We start from the raw sequence: 19,065 nt of genomic DNA on the forward strand, positions 1-19,065 counted from the left end.
TTGGGGACACTAGCGTATGAAACAAAGAAGAACGTTGCTATCTTAACTATTCAAAGCCCACCAGCCAACGCATTATCTAGCAATCTATTAAACGATTTGGATGAAAAGCTGGACGAAATTGAAAACGATAACAATATAAAAGCGATAATTTTACATGGAGAAGGAAAATTCTTCTCTGCAGGTGCAGATATTAAGGAATTCACATCCTTACAAAACGCGTCAGATTATCAAGCTTTGGCGGAAAAAGGCCAAGCGTTGTTTAATCGAATTGAACATTTTTCAATACCAGTGATTGCTGCAATACATGGTGCAGCATTAGGTGGAGGATTGGAACTTTCGATGGCCTGCCATATTCGAATAGTTTCAGAGAATGCAAAGCTAGGCTTACCTGAATTAACACTGGGTATTATTCCAGGGTTTGCTGGTACTCAGCGCTTGCCGCATTATGTTGGAACAGCGAAAGCATATGAAATGATTTTGAGTGGCCAACCTATTAGCGGGACAGAAGCTAAAGCGTTTGGTCTTGCGAATCAGGCAGTAAAAGAAGAAGAAGTCTTTGATACAGCGACTAAGCTTGCCGAAACAATTGCAGCAAAAAGCAAACCAACAATCAATAATATAATGCATTTGATTCCTTATTCAAAAACGGAACATTTTACACAAGGGGTTCATGAGGAAGCTCAAGCATTTGGTAAGATTTTTGGATCTGAGGATGCAAAAGAAGGTGTGCAGGCTTTTATAGAAAAGCGCAAACCTAACTTCCAAGATAAATAGTTTAAAGGAGGATATCACAAATGAACATATATGTGTTGTTAAAAAAGACATTTGATACAGAAGAAAAAATTGCTGTTTCAAATGGACGAATTGAAGATGATGGTGCTGAATTTATAATTAATCCATATGATGAATATGCAGTGGAAGAAGCAATTAAACAAAGAGATGCTCACGGTGGCGAAGTGACGGTTGTTACGGTAGGCGATGAAGACTCTGAAAAGCAATTACGTACTGCATTAGCTATGGGTGCAGACAAAGCAGTACTAATTAATACTGAGGATGATCTTGAAGATGGAGATCAGTTTACAACAGCGAAAATCTTACAAACTTACTTTGAAGATAAGGAAGCAGACTTAATCCTAGCTGGTAATGTTGCCATTGACGAAGCAAGTGGTCAAGTTGGACCAAGGCTTGCAGAAAGTCTGGGAATTCCTTACATTACTACGATTACTGCATTGGAAATCGATGGCGAAACAGTAAAAATCGATAAAGATGTAGAAGGTGACGTGGAGAAAATCGAGACAAGTCTTCCCGTTCTTGTAACATGTCAGCAAGGTCTAAATGACCCAAGATATCCTTCACTTCCTGGAATTATGAAAGCCAAGAAGAAGCCATTGGAAGAATTAGAAATTGATGACCTTGACTTGGAAGAAGACGATGTTGAAGCAAAAACTAATACAGTTGATATATTCATGCCACCAGAAAAAGAAGCTGGAAGAGTTCTTGAAGGTGAATTAGATGATCAAATTCAGGAACTGGTTTCCTTATTAAAAAATGACGCAAAAGTACTGTAAACCTTTACTACAGAAAGGAGAAAAGACATGAGTGATAAATTACTAGTTATTGGCGAAGCAAGAGACGGCGTGTTACGTAATGTAACATTTGAAGCAATCGCAGCAGCGAAAAAAATAAATTCCGATGGGGATATTGTTGGAGTACTGTGTGGTAATGATGACTTGAATGCCCAAGCGCAGGAAATGATTTATTATGGTGCAGATCGTGTTGTAACGGTTCAGCATGATGAATTAAAGACATATACATCGGAGGGATATGGTCAGGCAATCCTTCCAGTTATTGATGATGAGTCACCAGATGGAATAATAATGGGCCATACAGCAATTGGAAAAGATCTAACACCAAAGTTAGCAAGTAAATTAGAAAGTGGCTTAATTTCAGATGCGACGGAAATAGAGGTAGAAGGTGATAAAGCAGTATTTATTCGACCAATTTATTCTGGTAAAGCATTTGAAAAGAAAACTATCTCAAGTGGTTTAACATTTGCTACAATCCGCCCTAATAATATTCCTGCATTAGAGCGTGATGAATCCCGTTCTGGTGACGTAAGTTCAAAAGAAGTGGATATCGCTAATATTCGTACTGTAATAAAAGAGGTTATTCGCAAAGCTTCAGAAGGCGTTGACCTATCAGAAGCAAACGTTATTATTGCAGGTGGTCGTGGTGTGAAAAGTGAGGAAGGCTTTAAACCATTATATGAATTAGCTGATGTTTTAGGTGGAGCTGTTGGAGCTTCACGTGGTGCATGTGATGCGGAATATTGTGATTACGCACTTCAAATTGGTCAAACAGGGAAAGTTGTTACACCAGACTTATATATTGCTGTAGGTATTTCTGGTGCTATACAGCATTTGGCTGGTATGTCTAACTCAAAAGTAATTGTAGCTATTAATAAAGATCCTGAAGCAAATATCTTTAATGTTGCTGACTACGGTATTGTTGGAGACTTATTCGATGTAGTACCAACACTAATTGAAGAAGTTAAGAAATTAAAATAGATTGTTTAAAGACCTGATCAAAACTTGATCAGGTCTTTAACTTCGCTTACGAAGGAAGCTTTTTAATGTATGGCTGTTTTCTAAAAGATTGCTGTTTTTTCCAAACAATGAATTTAAGACACAGTTGATAGAAACTGCGACACAGTGAAAATTTTCTTTTGCACCACTCCGGTACCAATGCAACATCTGCACAAGCTAGCACTTTCGCAGTCTTACTAGTCATGGGCTCACTCATCAGGGTTATAAGAACCCGGACACTATTCAAATAGCGTGAAACGTGTCTTCATCAGGGCTATGAGAGCACAAACGCTGTTCAAATAGCGTGAAACGTGTCTTCATCAGGGTTATGAGAACCCGAACTCTGTTTAAATAGTGAGAAACGGTCACTCATATCGAAGTTATGAGCCCCGGTTGAGTATTTTTCCATGTTACTTCGCAGTTTATAGGAAAAACGAAGGTTAATAATCAGCAAATTGTACAAAAGAATATAGTGTGTATAAGCAAACTATTCGCAAGTAAATACTAACGATGATATACTTTATTTAAAGCTTGATTGAGGAGGAATGAAAATGGCAATTGTTCATGTTACAGATCAGAATTTTACTAAAGAGACATCAGAAGGCCTAGTTTTAGCTGACTTTTGGGCTCCATGGTGTGGACCTTGTAAAATGATTGCACCAGTATTGGAAGAAATTGATGGTGAAATGGAAGATAAAGTATCAATTGTAAAACTAGATGTGGACGAAAATCAAGAAACAGCTGGTAAATACGGTGTTATGAGTATCCCAACATTATTACTATTTAAAGATGGCAATGTAGTTGACCAGGTTGTTGGTTTTCAACCTAAGGAAGCACTTGTAGAACTAGTTAACAAACATGCATAAATAAATGTTAAATAGTATAATAAACAGTACTGTGAATCCCTTGTTGCTTTTTTGTAACAGGGGGTTTCTTTATAGTAAGAAATACATATATTTTAACTATCTAATTTTTAAATAAAAGCAGATGTTCAAAACGCCATTTGAACACATTTTATAAGGGATGAATTTGATTATGAATCAACAAATAAGCGAAAAGTTGGCTGTTCTTCCGTCGCAGCCTGGATGTTACTTAATGAAGGACAAGAATGATACGATTATATATGTTGGAAAATCTAAATTATTACGTAATAGAGTTAGGTCTTATTTTACTGGAGCAAATGATAAGAAGACGCAACGTCTAGTTCTTGAAATAGTGGATTTTGAGTACATCGTTACTACTTCTGAAATTGAAGCATTAATTTTAGAAATGAATCTAATAAAAAAGTATGACCCAAAATATAACGTATTATTGAAAGATGATAAATCATATCCATACTTAAAGATTACCGCTGAAAGGCACCCAAGGCTGCTAATTGTACGTAAAGTTAAAAAAGATAAAGGTAAGTATTTCGGGCCATATCCAAACGTACTTGCTGCCCGAGAAACCAAAAAACTTCTCGATCGATTATACCCATTGCGCAAATGTAATAATCCCCCGGGTCGTGTTTGCTTGTATTATCATATGGGGCAGTGCCTTGCATGTAGCGAAAGTCCAGCATCAGAGGATACTTATAAAGAAATAACTCAGAGTATAAGTACTTTTCTGCACGGGGGTCATAAAGAAATAAAAAGAGATTTGAAGACCAAAATGCACGAGGCAAGCGAAAAGCAAAACTTTGAAAGGGCTAAAGAGTTACGCGATCAGATTCAGCATATTGAAGTTGTGATGGAACAGCAAAGAATGACATTAAATGATCAAGTTGATCGCGATATTTTCGGATATAGTTATGATAAAGGATGGATGTGTATCCAAGTGTTTTTTGTGAGACAGGGGAAATTAATTGAACGAGATGTTTCGATATTCCCGTTTTTTGATGATCCGTCTGATACTTTTATTAGCTTTATAGGTAGGTTTTATTTGCATCAGCAGCATCTGAAGCCAAAACAATTATTAGTGCCAATTGGAACGGATACTACATTATTAAGTGAACTATTAGACATTGATGTACACACACCGTTTCGAGGGAGAAAGAAAGAGCTTGTTGAATTAGCCATGAAAAACGCAACGATCGCGTTAGAGGAAAAATTCTCAATCATTGAACGGAATGAAGAAAGAACCATATTAGCAGTAGAGAAATTAGGTGAAGCTCTTCAGATTGAGATGCCCCACCGTATTGAAGCATTTGATAACTCCAATATACAAGGGACGGATCCTGTTTCGGCAATGGTTGTTTTTACTGATGGTCGTCCAAACAAAAAAGAGTATCGTAAATATAAGATTAAAGATGTAAAAGGACCTGATGACTATGAAACGATGCGGGAAGTCGTTCGTCGTCGCTACAAAAGAGTCCTAAAAGAAAACCTTCCATTACCAGATTTAATTATTGTTGATGGTGGCAAAGGACAAATGAGTGCTGCACTTGATGTTTTGGAAAATGAACTCGGATTGGATATACCTTTATGTGGTTTGGCGAAAGATGACAAACATAAGACAAGTGAATTACTGTATGGTTTCCCACCGGCAGTAATACCATTGTCCAGACAGTCTCAAGAGTTTTACCTTGTACAGCGCATACAGGATGAAGTGCATCGATTTGCAATTTCTTTTCATAGACAGCTTCGTGGAAAGGGGTTATTTCAATCTGAACTTGATAAGATTCCAGGAGTGGGTGAAAAAAGAAGAAGGTTACTGTTAACGCATTTTAAATCAGTAACTGAAATTAGAAATGCTTCATTACCGGAATTAACAAAATTAGGTATACCAGCAAATATTGCTGAAATCATATTACACCATCTAAAAACGGAAAGTGAAAACTAAGAAGCGAAACAATCTATTATTGTTTCGCTTCAATTCTTGTTATAGAAATCTATTTAATTTATGTGATATGGTTACTGAACTGCCGAGTACGTCATATCCAGATCCATCACCCAAGGAAGATTGCCTAAAACTGCCGGTTTATTGATCTTTTGTCATTAAAAATCTGTATAAACGACTGAGAATTCCACTTGGTGGATTTTTTTATGTACTTCTTCTGTACATTCACATGGTACCTGTTTGATAATTTGGATTGCTTCAGCTAAAAAACCAGCTTCCAAACGAAAATCTGTCTCGAATGGTGCATTTAATCGGTATACTACAGAGTCAGACATTAGGTGGAAAATAAGTTCTTTCTTTTTTTCCTTAACAAGTTCCAATTTTCCCCAACCTAATTTATCAAACGCAAAAATGATATCAGTTATGGACTGTATTTCTAGTTTTCTAGCAATATTTTTACCCATGAAGTAGAGAAGCGTACCTGATTCAGTCCCTAATAACTCAGGTAAACCTATATACCTGAGTACGTCATACCCGGCACCAGATGTATGGAGTTCATCCAGAAGTGAAACAGACATGGCTTTGTGTTTTTTTGACATTGATGTCATCCTTTCCTATCAGTAACCAACTCACAAATACTCTGGTCACGATGTTCGAGATTATCTTGTAGTTTACTAGTTTTATTATCTATATAAATTGGTTATAGTGCAAGCATCCCAATAAAAATTCAAGGATGTTTTATAAAAGTTTTATTGCTATTAAAATAAACTGCGTTATATTGCTGAAAAATAATTTGTAACACCGTTCTGGATCTAATCTAAGCACTCAACCATCATTAGAACAAGAGAAGGTATCACAAAAGAAAATTATGATTGTGTCGCAGTTTATATCAACTACTTGTTAAGTCATTGTTCGGAAAAAATAATAATCTTTAAAAAAACTGCTAAATCTAATGTATTAATACTCAAAAAAATGAGATATATCACATATTAAAATAAAGTGCCTCCTTTTCTTGACGCTTTATACAGTTAGAAGTACAATAAATATGTCATAAATTGTACATTTTTGGACAATAAAAAAATATTGTCATAAAATCTTGTGCATTACTAAGAATATAACATAATAACTGAGGGGGGTAACACATGGCAGAACATCGTGAGTTTTTTTATCGTAGACTCCATTCCCTGTTAGGGGTAATACCAATTGGAATTTTCTTGGTTCAACACTTGGTTGTAAACCATTTTGCTGTATATGGTGAAGAAAGTTTTAATAAGGCAGCAGGATTTATGCATGACCTACCATTTAGGTTAGTATTGGAAACTTTTATTATATTCCTTCCAATTTTGTTCCATGCAATCTTAGGGGTTTATATTGTTTTTGTTACGAAAAGTAATACAAAACGATATGGTTTTTTCCGTAACTGGATGTTTTACCTGCAACGTGTAACAGGCGTAATTACATTCGTTTTTATCGCATGGCATGTGTGGGAAACACGCGTACAAATTGGTATGGGCAATGAAGAATTGAACTACAGTCTAATGGAAAATATTCTATCTAATCCTGTAATGTTTTGGTTTTACATTTTAGGAGTAATCTCTACTACATTCCATTTTGCTAATGGACTATGGAGCTTTATGGTATCATGGGGCATCGCACAGTCACCGAGGTCACAAAAGATTGTTACATATGCAACACTACTTATCTTTTTAGCTGTCAGCTACATCGGTGTCAGAGCGTTAATTCAATTTGCTTATGGAGCTTAATATAAAAGAGGAGAGAGTAATTATTATGAGTAATCGTAAAGTTGTTGTTGTAGGCGGCGGTTTGGCTGGTCTTATGGCAACTATTAAAGCAGCTGAAGCAGGTGCCAGTGTAGACCTGTTTTCTATTGTGCCTGTTAAACGTTCTCACTCAGTATGTGCCCAAGGCGGTATAAACGGTGCAGTAAATACTAAAGGTGAGGGAGACTCTCCTTGGAAACACCTTGATGATACAGTATATGGTGGAGACTTTCTTGCAAATCAGCCACCTGTAAAAGCAATGTGTGATGCAGCACCGGGTATAATAAATTTACTAGATCGTATGGGGGTAATGTTCAATCGGACTCCTGAAGGTCTTCTTGATTTCCGACGTTTTGGTGGTACAAGTGTTCACCGTACAGCATATGCTGGTGCGACAACAGGCCAACAATTATTATACGCACTGGACGAGCAGGTTCGTCGATATGAGGTTGAGGGATTAGTAAATAAATATGAAAATTGGGAGTTCCTTGGAGCTATTCTGGATGAAGATGGAGTAGGAAAAGGGATTGTCGGACAAGACATTAAGACACATGAAATAAAATCCTTCCCGTCGGATGCAACTATAATGGCTACTGGTGGTCCTGGAATAATCTTTGGTAAATCAACAAATTCAATGATAAATACAGGTTCTGCAGCGAGTACTTTATACCAGCAGGGTGCAAAGTATGCTAATGGGGAATTTATTCAAATTCATCCCACTGCGATTCCAGGAGATGATAAATTACGTTTAATGAGTGAGTCAGCACGTGGTGAAGGTGGCCGTATTTGGACATATAAAGACGGTGAACCATGGTACTTCCTGGAGGAAAAATATCCTGCCTATGGAAATCTTGTTACTCGTGACATCGCAACACGTGAGATATTTGATGTTTGTGTTAATCAAAAGCTAGGAATTAACGGAGAAAATATGGTGTACCTTGACTTATCTCATAAAGATCCGAAAGAGTTGGATGTCAAACTCGGAGGAATCATTGAAATTTATGAGAAATTTGTCGGCGAGGATCCTCGAAAAGTTCCAATGAAGATATTCCCAGCAGTACATTACTCAATGGGAGGACTTTGGGTAGATTATGATCAAATGACGAGCATCCCTGGTATTTTTGCTGCCGGAGAATGTGATTATTCACAGCATGGCGGGAACCGTTTGGGCGCTAACTCATTACTATCAGCAATTTATGGTGGCTCTGTAGCTGGACCGAATGCAATCAAGTATACTGAGGAACTTGAAACACATGTTGAAGATATGTCACCTGAGTTATTTGAGAATAAAGAAAAAGAAGAACAAGAAAAGTTTGAAAAGCTTATGAAAATGGAAGGCGAAGAAAATGCTTATCAGCTTCATAAAGAGCTTGGAGAACTAATGACAGATAACGTTACAGTTGTCCGTCATAATGAAAAGTTAAAGAATACGATTGAAAAAATCAAAGATCTCCAGAAACGATGGGAAAACATTAACATGGATGATACATCTCGTTGGAGTAACCAAGGTGTCATGTTTACTCGACAATTAAAAAATATGCTCCATTTAGCATATGTAATTGCGCTTGGTGCCTATAATCGTAATGAAAGCCGCGGAGCACATTATAAACCGGAATTCCCTGAAAGAAACGATGAAGAGTGGTTGAAAACGACGATCGCAACATTTGATGAAGCAGAAAATGCTCCGGTTATAACATATGAAGAAGTGGATACTTCTCTAATAGAACCGAGATTAAGGGACTATTCGAAAAAAAATTGAGGGGAGAAAGATACGCATGGCTGAACAAAGTACAGTTACTTTTATCATAACTCGGCAAGACAGCCCGGATTCACCTTCATATCAAGAGACATTCAATGTTCCATATAAAAAAAACATGAATGTCATTTCGGGATTAATGGAGATTCGCCAAAATCCCGTTAATGCAAATGGAGAAAAAACAGCACCAGTTTACTGGGATATGAATTGTCTTGAAGAGGTTTGTGGAGCCTGTTCTATGGTGATAAACGGGACAGCACGTCAATCATGTGCTGCATTGGTAGACAAATTGGAGCAGCCAATTCGCTTGGAGCCAATGAGCACGTTTCCAATTGTTCGGGATTTAATTGTAGATCGTGAGCAAATGTTTGATGCATTGAAACAGGTTAAGGCATGGGTTCCTATTGACGGAACCTATGATCTTGGTCCTGGACCTCGTATGCCCGAGAAGAAACGTCAGTGGGCATATGAACTTTCAAAATGTATGACTTGTGGTGTTTGCTTGGAGGCATGTCCCAATGTTAACGACAAATCCGATTTCATTGGACCGGCAGCACTTTCACAAGCAAGATTGTTTAATGCTCATCCAACGGGTGAAATGAATTCTAGTGAACGTTTAGAAGGATTAATGGAAGATGGGGGCGTATCGGGATGTGGAAACGCACAAAACTGTGTGCAGGTTTGTCCTAAGGGTATTCCGTTGACTACATCAATTGCTGCAATGAATCGCGAAACAAACATTCAATCTTTCAAAAATTTCTTTGGTAGTGACAACGCCCATTAAAATTCTATTAATCTATGAAAATACCTTGACCCTTACCTATCAATGGTAAGGGTCATTTTTCAGCAGTTTAGAAAGTATAAAAACTTTCTTACTACACAAGTGCAACAAGACTTTTGCCATTAAGTCCTGGTAATAAGTCAAGCTTTCTAAGCAGGAAGGAGAAGTTTTATTTGAAAACTGTTTCATATATAGACGATTTAACAAGATGGCAATCTGAGTTTTCATTTTACATCCCAATTAAAATCCGATTCTCGGAAACTGACATGTTTGGTCATGTCAACAACGTATCAGCATTTATATACTTTGAAGAGGCGCGTATTGAATTTTTAAAGTCAGTTGGCTTATTTCAAAATGAAGGAAGCGATGATGAAGGGGTGCCTATTGTTGCCGATTTACAATGCGATTATCATACACAAATGTATTTTAACGAGAAATTGTGGCAGTATGTAAAAGTGAATCATATCGGAAACACATCCCTTGATATTCATTACATGGCTTTAAATGATAAAGGCGAGATGTGTTTGACGGGCAGGGGAAGATTAGTGTACATAAATCCTGAATCGGGCAAACCAATTTCGATTGCGAATTCCATGAAAGAAAAATTATTAACAAAAACCGACTTCCAATAAAGAAAGTCGGTTTTTTTTAGAGCTTTAATTCCCCCATACGAAGGAGCTCTACTACAGCCTGTGATCGCCCCTTGACTCCTAGCTTTTGCATAGCATTTGAAATGTGGTTTCGGACAGTTTTTTCTGATATAAACAATTCCTGGGCAATTTCCTTTGTTGTTTTGTCTTGTACTAAGTGTTCGAATACCTCTTTTTCGCGTTTGGTTAATAATTGCTTCGGTTTGTACTCGTTGTCCTTCAAATGTTAACCCCTCCTTGCTGTCATAGAGCTGCAGGTTGAGAGGAAATTATTTAGTCACTATAGCTTATGAAACTAAGTGTAAACGGTGAGTACAATTATTTAGATTTTTATCTTAATACAATCGTCTCCCTTAGGATACTAATTCGTGGTAAGCATAGTATATATCCAAAGCGGATAATATGTCGCAGTCATATCAACTAAGAGGGTTAAAGATCAACAAAGTTTACTAAAAAATCCATATATAACCCATTATTTTGTTATAATATAAATTGACGTACGATACCCCCATAACTTTTCCTCATCAACTTTCATTCTTTTATAATTACACGGAGGCTTTCCATGTTAAATGAAATTTTAGAATCAAACCAATTCATATTACTAATGGCATTATTACTAATCATTAGTGTTCTTGTAACGAAGTTCTCTACACGATTAGGTGTACCTTCCCTTGTTCTTTTTATAGGTGTTGGTATGTTAGTGGGTAGTGATGGATTAAATATTATATACTTTGATAATGCTACAATAGCGCAATTAATAGGTATAATTGCACTTGTTGTAATTTTATTCGAAGGTGGTTTACAGACACAATGGACTAAGATTAAACCAGTCTTGCCATCAGCACTAACTATGGCAACGTCAGGTGTACTAGTTACTACAGGGATTGTTGCGGTTGCTTCTAAATACATGCTTGGTATTTCCTGGCTGGAGGGATTATTATTAGGATCTATTGTTGGATCTACTGATGCTGCTGCAGTATTTGCTGTATTGAAGGATAAAAATATCAAGGGCAATATTAAATCGATGCTTGAGGCTGAATCGGGATCAAACGATCCAATGGCAATGTTTTTAACGCTTTCTTTTATTCAGTTAATTACACAGGACCAAGCAGGAATAGGTTCATTAATTTGGTCTTTTTTCTGGCAGATGGGAATTGGGTTATTATGTGGGCTGATAATTGGAAAAGTTGGCAGTTTATCAATTAACCGTATTAACTTAGATTCCAGTGGGCTGTATCCCTTATTTGGACTTGCATTCGCATTTTCTGCCTACAGTATAACCGCATTGATGGATGCTAGCGGATTACTTGCAGTCTACACAGCTGCATTAGTTATCGGCAATTCGGAATTAACGTATCGTCATTCAATTGTTCGATTTAATGAAGGATTTGCTTGGATGGCACAGATTGTTATGTTTGTTATTCTCGGTTTATTTGTTTTTCCAGCAGAACTGTTTCAATGGAATTATTTAATCAATGGGTTGTTAGTTTCGACTGTTTTAATATTTATAGCACGGCCACTAGCAGTTTATTTGAACCTGTTAAAATCACAATATAATAATAAGGAGAAATTGTTCTTATCATGGGCTGGCTTACGTGGAGCTGTTCCGATCGTATTATCAATATTTCCTATGCTAGCTGGGGTAGAAGGTAGCCAAGTTATGTTTAATGTTGTCTTTTTCGTTGTGTTAACATCAACACTTGTTCAAGGTTCAACTATTACATTTATGTCTTCCAAATTAGGATTAGAAGGTGAAGCCAAAGAAAGATCGATGCACTCCTTAGAACTGATTTCAATTGGAAAAACCAATGTGGAGATGATTGAATATGATGTTACTAGCAAAAATAAAATCATTGGTGAAACCCTTGAGTGTATTACATTGCCAGATAATGCATTAATCAATGCAATTATACGAGATAATGAAATCATCACACCAAATGGGCAAACAGTAATTAAAGAGCATGATACACTGTACATATTGGTATCCCGAAAGAGTAAGCAAAAATTAATAAAAGTATTAGAAAAAGATACCGATACACTATAAGAAATTTGTATTTTATATTATGAAAAAATAAAAATATACTCGAATTATGTTAAAATGTTCATAGAATAAGGAAATATACTGGGGGGTTACCCATTTGGAAGATGATGTATCAACAGAAGCAATAGCTGATGTAGAGAAAAGACTTCGTTATATATCAGGTATTATCAAACAGAATGGTCGAAAAATATTAAATAATTACCCAATTACATCACCACAATTTATCGCGCTACAATGGTTGATTGAGGAAGGTGATTTAACAATTGGTGAGCTATCCAATAAAAACGGGTTAGCATTTAGTACCACAACCGATTTAGTAGACCGCATGGAGAAAAATGAGCTGGTCGAAAGAATTAGAGATATCGATGATCGTCGTGTTGTGAGAATCCACGTATTAGAAAAAGGAAATTCCATTATCCAAGAAGTAATTCGAAAACGTCAAGAATATTTGGGAGAGGTTTTAACAAACTTTTCAATAGAACAAACGGATACGTTGAACGATTTACTTTCGTTTTTATATGAACAGATGCGGTGTGTCAATGAAAAATAAACAGCATAGAAGAGGCGATTTTTTTGAATCAGGCAATTGGGGTTATTGATTCTGGAGTGGGCGGTTTAACAGTTGCAAATGAACTTATGAGGCAACTGCCAAGAGAAAATCTTATATATTTAGGTGATACATTAAGATGCCCATATGGTCCCAGGTCAAAAGAAGAAATAAGAATGTTTACGTGGGAAATGGTTGATTTCCTGCTTCAAAAAGAGATTAAAATGCTTGTCATAGCATGTAATACTGCAACAGCTTTTACGCTTACTGAACTCCAGAGTGAATTGGACATTCCAGTTATTGGTGTGATCCAGCCTGGTGCTAGAGCCGCAATTAAATTCACACATAATAGTCATGTAGGTGTAGTTGGTACAGAAGGAACAATTAGGAGTAATGCGTATACGGAGGCGTTGCAGAGCATAAAAGCAGATATCCATGTGAATGCTCTGGCATGTCCGTTGTTTGTTCCAATGGTTGAACAAGGAATTATATCTGGTACACACGCAGAACAAGTGGTGGAGGAATCGTTATACCCAATGAAAATGAATAATCATATAGATACATTGATCTTGGGGTGTACGCATTATCCGTTAATTAAAGAAACGATTCAATCTATTATAGGTGATCACGTTACCATTATATCTTCCAGTGAGGAAACAGCTCGTGAAGCAAGTACGATCTTAGAATTTCATAATCAGTTAAATAAAGATAATCATATACCGGATCATAAATTTTACTCGACCGGTGAATTGGAAATGTTCACGAAAATAGCTGAAAGTATTTTTATGAAATCAATTGATAAATTCCACTCCGTTACGATACAAAAAGCATTTATATAAAAATCAGAATCCTATTTTTTATAGGTATTCTGATTTTTTTCTGCATAGGTTGGTCTAATTTTATAATGTGCTCGTATATATAATAGTACAAACCATCGTAGGAGGGAATAACATGCAGAAGCGCAGTACATTACTTTTAATTATAACGGTGTGTCTTTCTATTATATTGACTGGATGTTTCCAAGGAGAACAATCAATTGATAATGAAGAAATGGATCCACCTAAAGACGCTGAGGCTGTAAATGATTTGGATAATGTATCAGATGAATCGGAATCAGAGGGTGTTGATGAAGAGTCTGATGGAGAAGCGGAACCAAAGACAGTTGGAAGACAATTATATTTAATTGATTCAGATGGAATGGTGGCCTCACAAACATTGCAATTACCACAGATTGAATCCAAGGAGGTAGCAATACAAGCACTCCAACACTTGGTAAAAGGAGGACCTGTAACATCCTTATTACCAAATGGATTTCAGGCAGTTTTACCAGCAGGAACACAAGTTAATAGCTTAAGTCTTGAGGAAAATGGGACGTTAATTGTAGATGTGTCTGAGGAGTTTAAAAATTATGAGGAACAAAATGAGTTAAAGGTGCTTCAGGCAATGACATATACATTAACACAATTTGAAAGCGTGGATAATATCAAACTGCGGATTAACGGAGAAGCACAAACTGAGATGCCCGTAAGTGGAACTCCTATTGGTGAGGGTTATTCGAGAGTGAACGGTATTAATCTAATTCATTCTGATAGTGTTGACCTCATGGCCAGCAAGCCTGTTACGTTGTACTATCCATCTGTACATGATGAAAATCAGTATTTTGTACCGGTAACACAGTACATTAATATTGAGAACCAGGATCTATATGGTTCAGTAATTGAAGCATTACTGGATGGCCCCGGTGTTCAGGCGAATGTACAGCATGTTTTCAACAATCAGACAGAACTTACAAGTAACCCAAGTTTAAGAGATGGTGTGCTTGAATTGGTATTCAGTGAGGAAGTGCTTCAGGACGGAGAAAAAGCCGTGATTTCTGATGAAGTAATGGAAACATTAGTACGCACCTTAACAGAAGATCCATCTGTGGAGGCTGTGCAAGTGAAAGTTGAAAATGTCGAGACGCTCTTTAATGAAAATGGAGAACCATATACGACTCCTGTTACAACACAAACATTTTCAAAAACTGAAAAATTATAATTAAAAGGCTGTGATATGCAGCCTTTTTTTTGCAGTTAAGATAGTATAAAAAACTTTCTTACTGCAATTGTACACTAAGATATTCACCATTAAGGCTTGCACTCTAGAGTATAAGGTAATCTAAAGAAAGCAAAATACGCATTCATAAGAATCCCGGTAACGAATGCCAGTTTTCTAATTGCTTAGGACACTATAAAATATAATGGATCCCGCCGAGTCTACGATAACAGTTCGAGATCGCCGAATTTCCTAAATCGCTAACACTCCTCAGTATTTTTTCGCTTTCCAGGCAATAGATTTATTTTGACTTTTGGAATTACTGGAGATAAGTCAAGATTGTATAATCTCAATGTAAAAGGAAGATCGAATAAAACCGCCGCTTTGTGCGGACCCACCCGAGCGATGCGCGCGCATTCCATACTGCGCAGAGCAGGTGCTTTCGCTTTTGTTCTCAGTCTTAGATAGTATAAGGTTTTCTACCTATCGTGTATTATCGTGTTTCTTTCGTAAAAAATATGTTAGGATAATCCTATCGTAAGTGTAGTAATAAGGAGGAATATGTTTAAAGTGAGAAATGATCAAAGAGATAATAATGAATTACGTTCAATAACAATTATACCAGATTTTGTTAAACATCCTGAGGGTTCTGTACTTATACAGGCTGGAGGCACTAAAGTTATTTGTAATGCAAGTATCGAGGACAAAGTGCCGCCGTTTATGCGGGGCCAAAAAAAAGGATGGATTACAGCTGAATATGCCATGCTCCCCCGTGCAACTAATCAACGGAACATAAGAGAGTCATCTAAAGGTAAAGTAAGTGGAAGAACGATGGAAATACAGCGATTAATTGGACGAGCATTACGCTCTGTAGTTGATTTGGATCAAATTGGTGAGCGTACAGTCTGGGTGGATTGTGATGTAATTCAGGCTGACGGCGGAACAAGAACTGCTTCTATTACAGGTGCATTTGTTGCTGTAGTACTAGCTTTTGGTAAATTAATAGCAGATAATAAAATTGAAAAAATGCCTGTGAGCGATTTTCTATCAGCAATATCTGTTGGAGTTTTATCCGATGGTACGGAAGTGTTAGACCTGAACTATGGTGAAGATTCAGAAGCACATGTTGATATGAACGTGGTAATGACAGGTGCTGGAGAATTTGTTGAAATACAAGGTACTGGAGAAGAGGCGACATTCACAAACAGCCAATTACAAGCGATGCTTGGACTGGCTAATGAAGGAATGCTGAAGATCAATACGATACAAAAAGAAATACTGGGTGAATTAGCTGATAAAATAGGAGAAACCAAAATAAGTAGGGAAGATTTATAATGAAAGAAATAATCATAGCAACTAAAAATCCTGGGAAAGCAGAGGAGTTTAAAACGTTCTTTGCAAAATTTAATATTAAAGCAGTATCCTTACTAGACTTATCTCAGTCAATTCAAGATATTGAAGAGACAGGGGTCACGTTCGAAGAAAATGCGGCATTAAAAGCAGAACAGATAGCAAAGTTATTGAATACTCCCGTATTAGCTGATGATTCTGGTTTAACAATAGATGCATTGGATGGCAGACCTGGTATATTTTCTGCCAGATATGCCGGTGAACCTAAAGATGACAAGGCAAATATCGAAAAAGTCTTAGCTGAGTTGAAGAATGCTAAGGTAACTGACCGTACAGCTCGTTTTGTATGTGTATTGGCAGTAGCCACACCAGACGCGAATACAATTTTTAAAAAAGGATATTGTGAAGGGAGAATTTCCGTTACTTCAAAAGGTTCTAATGGATTTGGTTATGATCCCATTTTTATACCAAAGAACTATACAAGAACAATGGCAGAGTTATCTTCTGATGAAAAAAATAGTATCAGTCACCGAAGTAATGCTATTAAGCAACTCGAAGATTGGCTAGAAAATTTATAGGTGATAATGTGAGGTGTTATTATGCCGAGTGTTTTAATTGTAAGTGATAGTCATGGTTCTACAAATGAACTAAAAGAAATTAAAGAACGCCATGCTTTAAAGTATATGATACATTGTGGAGATTCGGAATTGGATATGGACGCGCCAGAGATGACAGGCTTCATAAAAGTTGCCGGAAATTGTGATTTTGATTCAAGGTATCCATTAGAGCAAACAAGCTTAATCGAGGGTCTTCGCTTTTATATTGCACATGGTCACCACCATCATGTGAAATCCAATCTAATGACAATAGCCTATCGTGCTGAGGAAGAAGATGCTCAAGTAGTTTGTTATGGCCATACACACATTGCTATGGCTGAAAAGGTTGGAAATCAACTTGTGATCAATCCAGGTAGTATTTTACTTCCTAGGGTAAGGGCAGATAAAACATACGCTATCTTGAAATGGGATGATTTAGATGCAGTCCAGGTAAATTACTATACAGTGAAAGGTGACTTTATTGAAGATCTTTCTATAGATATTACTTTTACGTAACATTCTTCGCTTTTCATTGAGGAGTATAAGTCAACTTAATGAAAAGCATTTATTTTATTATACTATTGACAAATATTTTCAAAATGCATATAATGATTCTTGTTCGTTCAAATATGCGGATGTTGTGTAGTGTGGAATTATAAGTTGCGAGTAAAGATTCAACCGAATAAACTGAGAGTTGCCTCGAAGGTGATACAGCCTTAAATCAGCTTGGAGATACAGGAATGGATTGTTAAAAATTAAATACATAATATGCGGGTGTAGTTTAGTGGTAAAACTTCAGCCTTCCAAGCTGATATCGTGGGTTCGATTCCCATCACCCGCTCCATGTGTCCCAGTAGCTCAGTAGGATAGAGCAACAGCCTTCTAAGCTGTGGGTCGCAGGTTCGAATCCTGCCTGGGACATCATCCGGAGAAACCTATCAACAAATTTATAGGTTTCTCTTTTATTATCTTAATAAGGTTTATTTTTCAATTAACCGGGTATGTATATTTATTACGGGAAAAACAAAAATAAACTTGAGAAGGGAGTGAATAAATAAAAGATGCAGAGCGATAAAGAAAACGTAATTCTATTTCCAAAGTGGCGAACAACTTTAGAAGAAGAAAGTTTGAAGGCTATTAAAGAAAAAAGATATGAGGAAGCATTAACAAAACTGGATCAGTTATTAAGCTACCATATCGATAATCATGAAATTGTAATAGGCAAGCTAATTTGCCTGATGGAAATGGATCGTTATGAAGAAGCGCAAGATTTATGTGAAGCGGTATTGAAATATAAAGATGAAAATTATTATCATTACTTACATATTTACTTAACAATATTATTCCAGACTAGCCAATATGAGTTATTGATGGAACAAGTAGAATTTGAATTTGAATCAGAGGTTGTTCCTGATGTGATTCACGAACAGTTTCAGCAACTTTATGATATGAGTAAGAATATGAAAAATGAAATTAGAAATGAAAAGTCTTCCGAATACATAGATGAATTGCTAAAGGCTGTTAAACAGGAAAATCATGTGCAACAGTGGCGTTTAGTAGAACAAATGCGTAAAATAAATGCTAATCCGACAGATTCTATTAAGAATTTATTGATAGAAAATAATGTACATCCGGTTACTAAAACAGCAGTTTTTAAATGGCTGCAAGAGAGAAGTATTTCAGATGAAGTTACCGTAAGTAAACTTAATAAACAACTGACCATACCCCCGGTAAATGTACCTGAAATTAGTTCACATAAAACAATGAAGCAGACACTTTTACTAATTAATGAGCTGGAACAAAAGAATCCATCACTGTTTCAATTAGTCGAAAGGCTTTTATATCGATACGTATATGTAAGGTATCCAATCATGCCAAATGATAGAGATATCATTCATATAGCTGAAGCGTTATCGAAGATTGGTGAAGAATATTTGGATATACATATAGAAGATAGTAAACATTTGGATGAGTCTGTTAAAAAATATGTAGAAGAAATTAAAATGTGCGAAGCTTTATACTTAACAATCATTGAAGCATAGTCTTTAGAGTAGCCGTAATGCTTGAAAGCACTAGTAATTATGTTATAATGAGATGGTTGTAAACTTGATCATTATATATATTTAT

Annotated in this window: 19 protein-coding genes and 2 tRNA genes; 19 read left to right on the forward strand and 2 right to left on the reverse strand. The window is 36.5% G+C overall.

Annotated features, from left to right (window positions below):
• The 5 genes from BLS02_RS07470 (at position 1) to uvrC (ending at position 5,405) form a co-directional block, all read left to right on the forward strand.
• Positions 1-774 (forward strand): enoyl-CoA hydratase, encoded by a 774-nt coding sequence (locus tag BLS02_RS07470; protein WP_092492387.1) that lies wholly within the window; start codon positions 1-3, stop codon positions 772-774.
• Positions 775-794: 20 nt separating this feature from the next.
• Positions 795-1,568: an electron transfer flavoprotein subunit beta/FixA family protein gene (locus BLS02_RS07475; RefSeq protein ID WP_092492388.1), complete on the forward strand. Its 774-nt coding sequence runs from the start codon at positions 795-797 to the stop codon at positions 1,566-1,568.
• Positions 1,569-1,595: 27 nt separating this feature from the next.
• Positions 1,596-2,567, forward strand: coding sequence for an electron transfer flavoprotein subunit alpha/FixB family protein (locus BLS02_RS07480; RefSeq protein ID WP_092492389.1), 972 nt, complete (start codon positions 1,596-1,598; stop codon positions 2,565-2,567).
• A gap of 569 nt (positions 2,568-3,136) precedes the next feature.
• Positions 3,137-3,451: a thioredoxin gene (gene trxA / locus BLS02_RS07485; RefSeq protein WP_092492390.1), complete on the forward strand. Its 315-nt coding sequence runs from the start codon at positions 3,137-3,139 to the stop codon at positions 3,449-3,451.
• A 169-nt stretch (positions 3,452-3,620) separates the two neighbouring features.
• A complete protein-coding gene (gene uvrC / locus BLS02_RS07490; protein ID WP_092492391.1) occupies positions 3,621-5,405 on the forward strand; it encodes an excinuclease ABC subunit UvrC in 1,785 nt (594 codons plus the stop codon).
• A 155-nt stretch (positions 5,406-5,560) separates the two neighbouring features.
• Here uvrC and BLS02_RS07495 read toward each other — a convergent pair whose 3' ends face one another.
• Positions 5,561-6,001: a DUF2507 domain-containing protein gene (locus tag BLS02_RS07495; protein WP_092492392.1), complete on the reverse strand. Its 441-nt coding sequence runs from the start codon at positions 5,999-6,001 to the stop codon at positions 5,561-5,563.
• A 543-nt stretch (positions 6,002-6,544) separates the two neighbouring features.
• Between BLS02_RS07495 and BLS02_RS07500 the strand changes: the two genes are divergently transcribed.
• From BLS02_RS07500 to BLS02_RS07515, 4 genes are all read left to right on the forward strand, one after another.
• Positions 6,545-7,165, forward strand: a complete 621-nt coding sequence (locus BLS02_RS07500; protein WP_092492393.1) for a succinate dehydrogenase cytochrome b558 subunit — start codon at positions 6,545-6,547, stop codon at positions 7,163-7,165.
• Positions 7,166-7,190: 25 nt separating this feature from the next.
• Positions 7,191-8,942 (forward strand): succinate dehydrogenase flavoprotein subunit, encoded by a 1,752-nt coding sequence (gene sdhA, locus BLS02_RS07505; protein ID WP_092492394.1) that lies wholly within the window; start codon positions 7,191-7,193, stop codon positions 8,940-8,942.
• Positions 8,943-8,958: 16 nt separating this feature from the next.
• On the forward strand, positions 8,959-9,723 hold the full coding sequence (gene sdhB / locus BLS02_RS07510) for a succinate dehydrogenase iron-sulfur subunit (protein WP_092492395.1): 765 nt from the start codon (positions 8,959-8,961) through the stop codon (positions 9,721-9,723).
• Positions 9,724-9,893: 170 nt separating this feature from the next.
• Positions 9,894-10,352, forward strand: coding sequence for an acyl-CoA thioesterase (locus BLS02_RS07515; protein ID WP_092492396.1), 459 nt, complete (start codon positions 9,894-9,896; stop codon positions 10,350-10,352).
• A 16-nt stretch (positions 10,353-10,368) separates the two neighbouring features.
• Here BLS02_RS07515 and BLS02_RS07520 read toward each other — a convergent pair whose 3' ends face one another.
• Positions 10,369-10,593: a helix-turn-helix domain-containing protein gene (locus BLS02_RS07520; protein WP_092492397.1), complete on the reverse strand. Its 225-nt coding sequence runs from the start codon at positions 10,591-10,593 to the stop codon at positions 10,369-10,371.
• Between the two features lie 339 nt (positions 10,594-10,932).
• Between BLS02_RS07520 and BLS02_RS07525 the strand changes: the two genes are divergently transcribed.
• The 10 genes from BLS02_RS07525 (at position 10,933) to BLS02_RS07570 (ending at position 18,980) form a co-directional block, all read left to right on the forward strand.
• Entirely contained in the window at positions 10,933-12,414 is a 1,482-nt protein-coding gene (locus tag BLS02_RS07525; RefSeq protein ID WP_092492398.1) for a potassium/proton antiporter, read from the forward strand.
• Positions 12,415-12,508: 94 nt separating this feature from the next.
• The gene (locus BLS02_RS07530) at positions 12,509-12,961 is read left to right on the forward strand and encodes a MarR family winged helix-turn-helix transcriptional regulator (RefSeq protein ID WP_092492399.1); all 453 of its coding nucleotides are present in this window, start codon (positions 12,509-12,511) and stop codon (positions 12,959-12,961) included.
• A gap of 23 nt (positions 12,962-12,984) precedes the next feature.
• On the forward strand, positions 12,985-13,797 hold the full coding sequence (racE, locus tag BLS02_RS07535; protein ID WP_092492400.1) for a glutamate racemase: 813 nt from the start codon (positions 12,985-12,987) through the stop codon (positions 13,795-13,797).
• Positions 13,798-13,909: 112 nt separating this feature from the next.
• Positions 13,910-14,995 (forward strand): GerMN domain-containing protein, encoded by a 1,086-nt coding sequence (locus BLS02_RS07540; RefSeq protein WP_092492401.1) that lies wholly within the window; start codon positions 13,910-13,912, stop codon positions 14,993-14,995.
• Positions 14,996-15,562: 567 nt separating this feature from the next.
• Positions 15,563-16,327, forward strand: coding sequence for a ribonuclease PH (gene rph, locus BLS02_RS07545; RefSeq protein WP_092493222.1), 765 nt, complete (start codon positions 15,563-15,565; stop codon positions 16,325-16,327).
• Positions 16,327-16,920: an XTP/dITP diphosphatase gene (locus BLS02_RS07550; RefSeq protein ID WP_092492402.1), complete on the forward strand. Its 594-nt coding sequence runs from the start codon at positions 16,327-16,329 to the stop codon at positions 16,918-16,920. Before rph ends, BLS02_RS07550 begins: the two co-directional genes overlap by 1 nt.
• A 21-nt stretch (positions 16,921-16,941) precedes the next feature.
• Positions 16,942-17,454 (forward strand): YfcE family phosphodiesterase, encoded by a 513-nt coding sequence (locus tag BLS02_RS07555; protein ID WP_092492403.1) that lies wholly within the window; start codon positions 16,942-16,944, stop codon positions 17,452-17,454.
• A gap of 254 nt (positions 17,455-17,708) precedes the next feature.
• Positions 17,709-17,782, forward strand: a tRNA-Gly gene (locus BLS02_RS07560).
• Positions 17,783-17,785: 3 nt separating this feature from the next.
• Positions 17,786-17,859, forward strand: a tRNA-Arg gene (locus BLS02_RS07565).
• Positions 17,860-17,999: 140 nt separating this feature from the next.
• Positions 18,000-18,980 (forward strand): DUF3196 family protein, encoded by a 981-nt coding sequence (locus BLS02_RS07570; RefSeq protein ID WP_092492404.1) that lies wholly within the window; start codon positions 18,000-18,002, stop codon positions 18,978-18,980.
• Positions 18,981-19,065: the final 85 nt, after the last annotated feature.

Origin of the sequence: Virgibacillus salinus (genome assembly GCF_900102415.1) — a bacterium.
GTDB classification, from domain to species: domain Bacteria; phylum Bacillota; class Bacilli; order Bacillales; family Amphibacillaceae; genus Lentibacillus; species Lentibacillus subterraneus.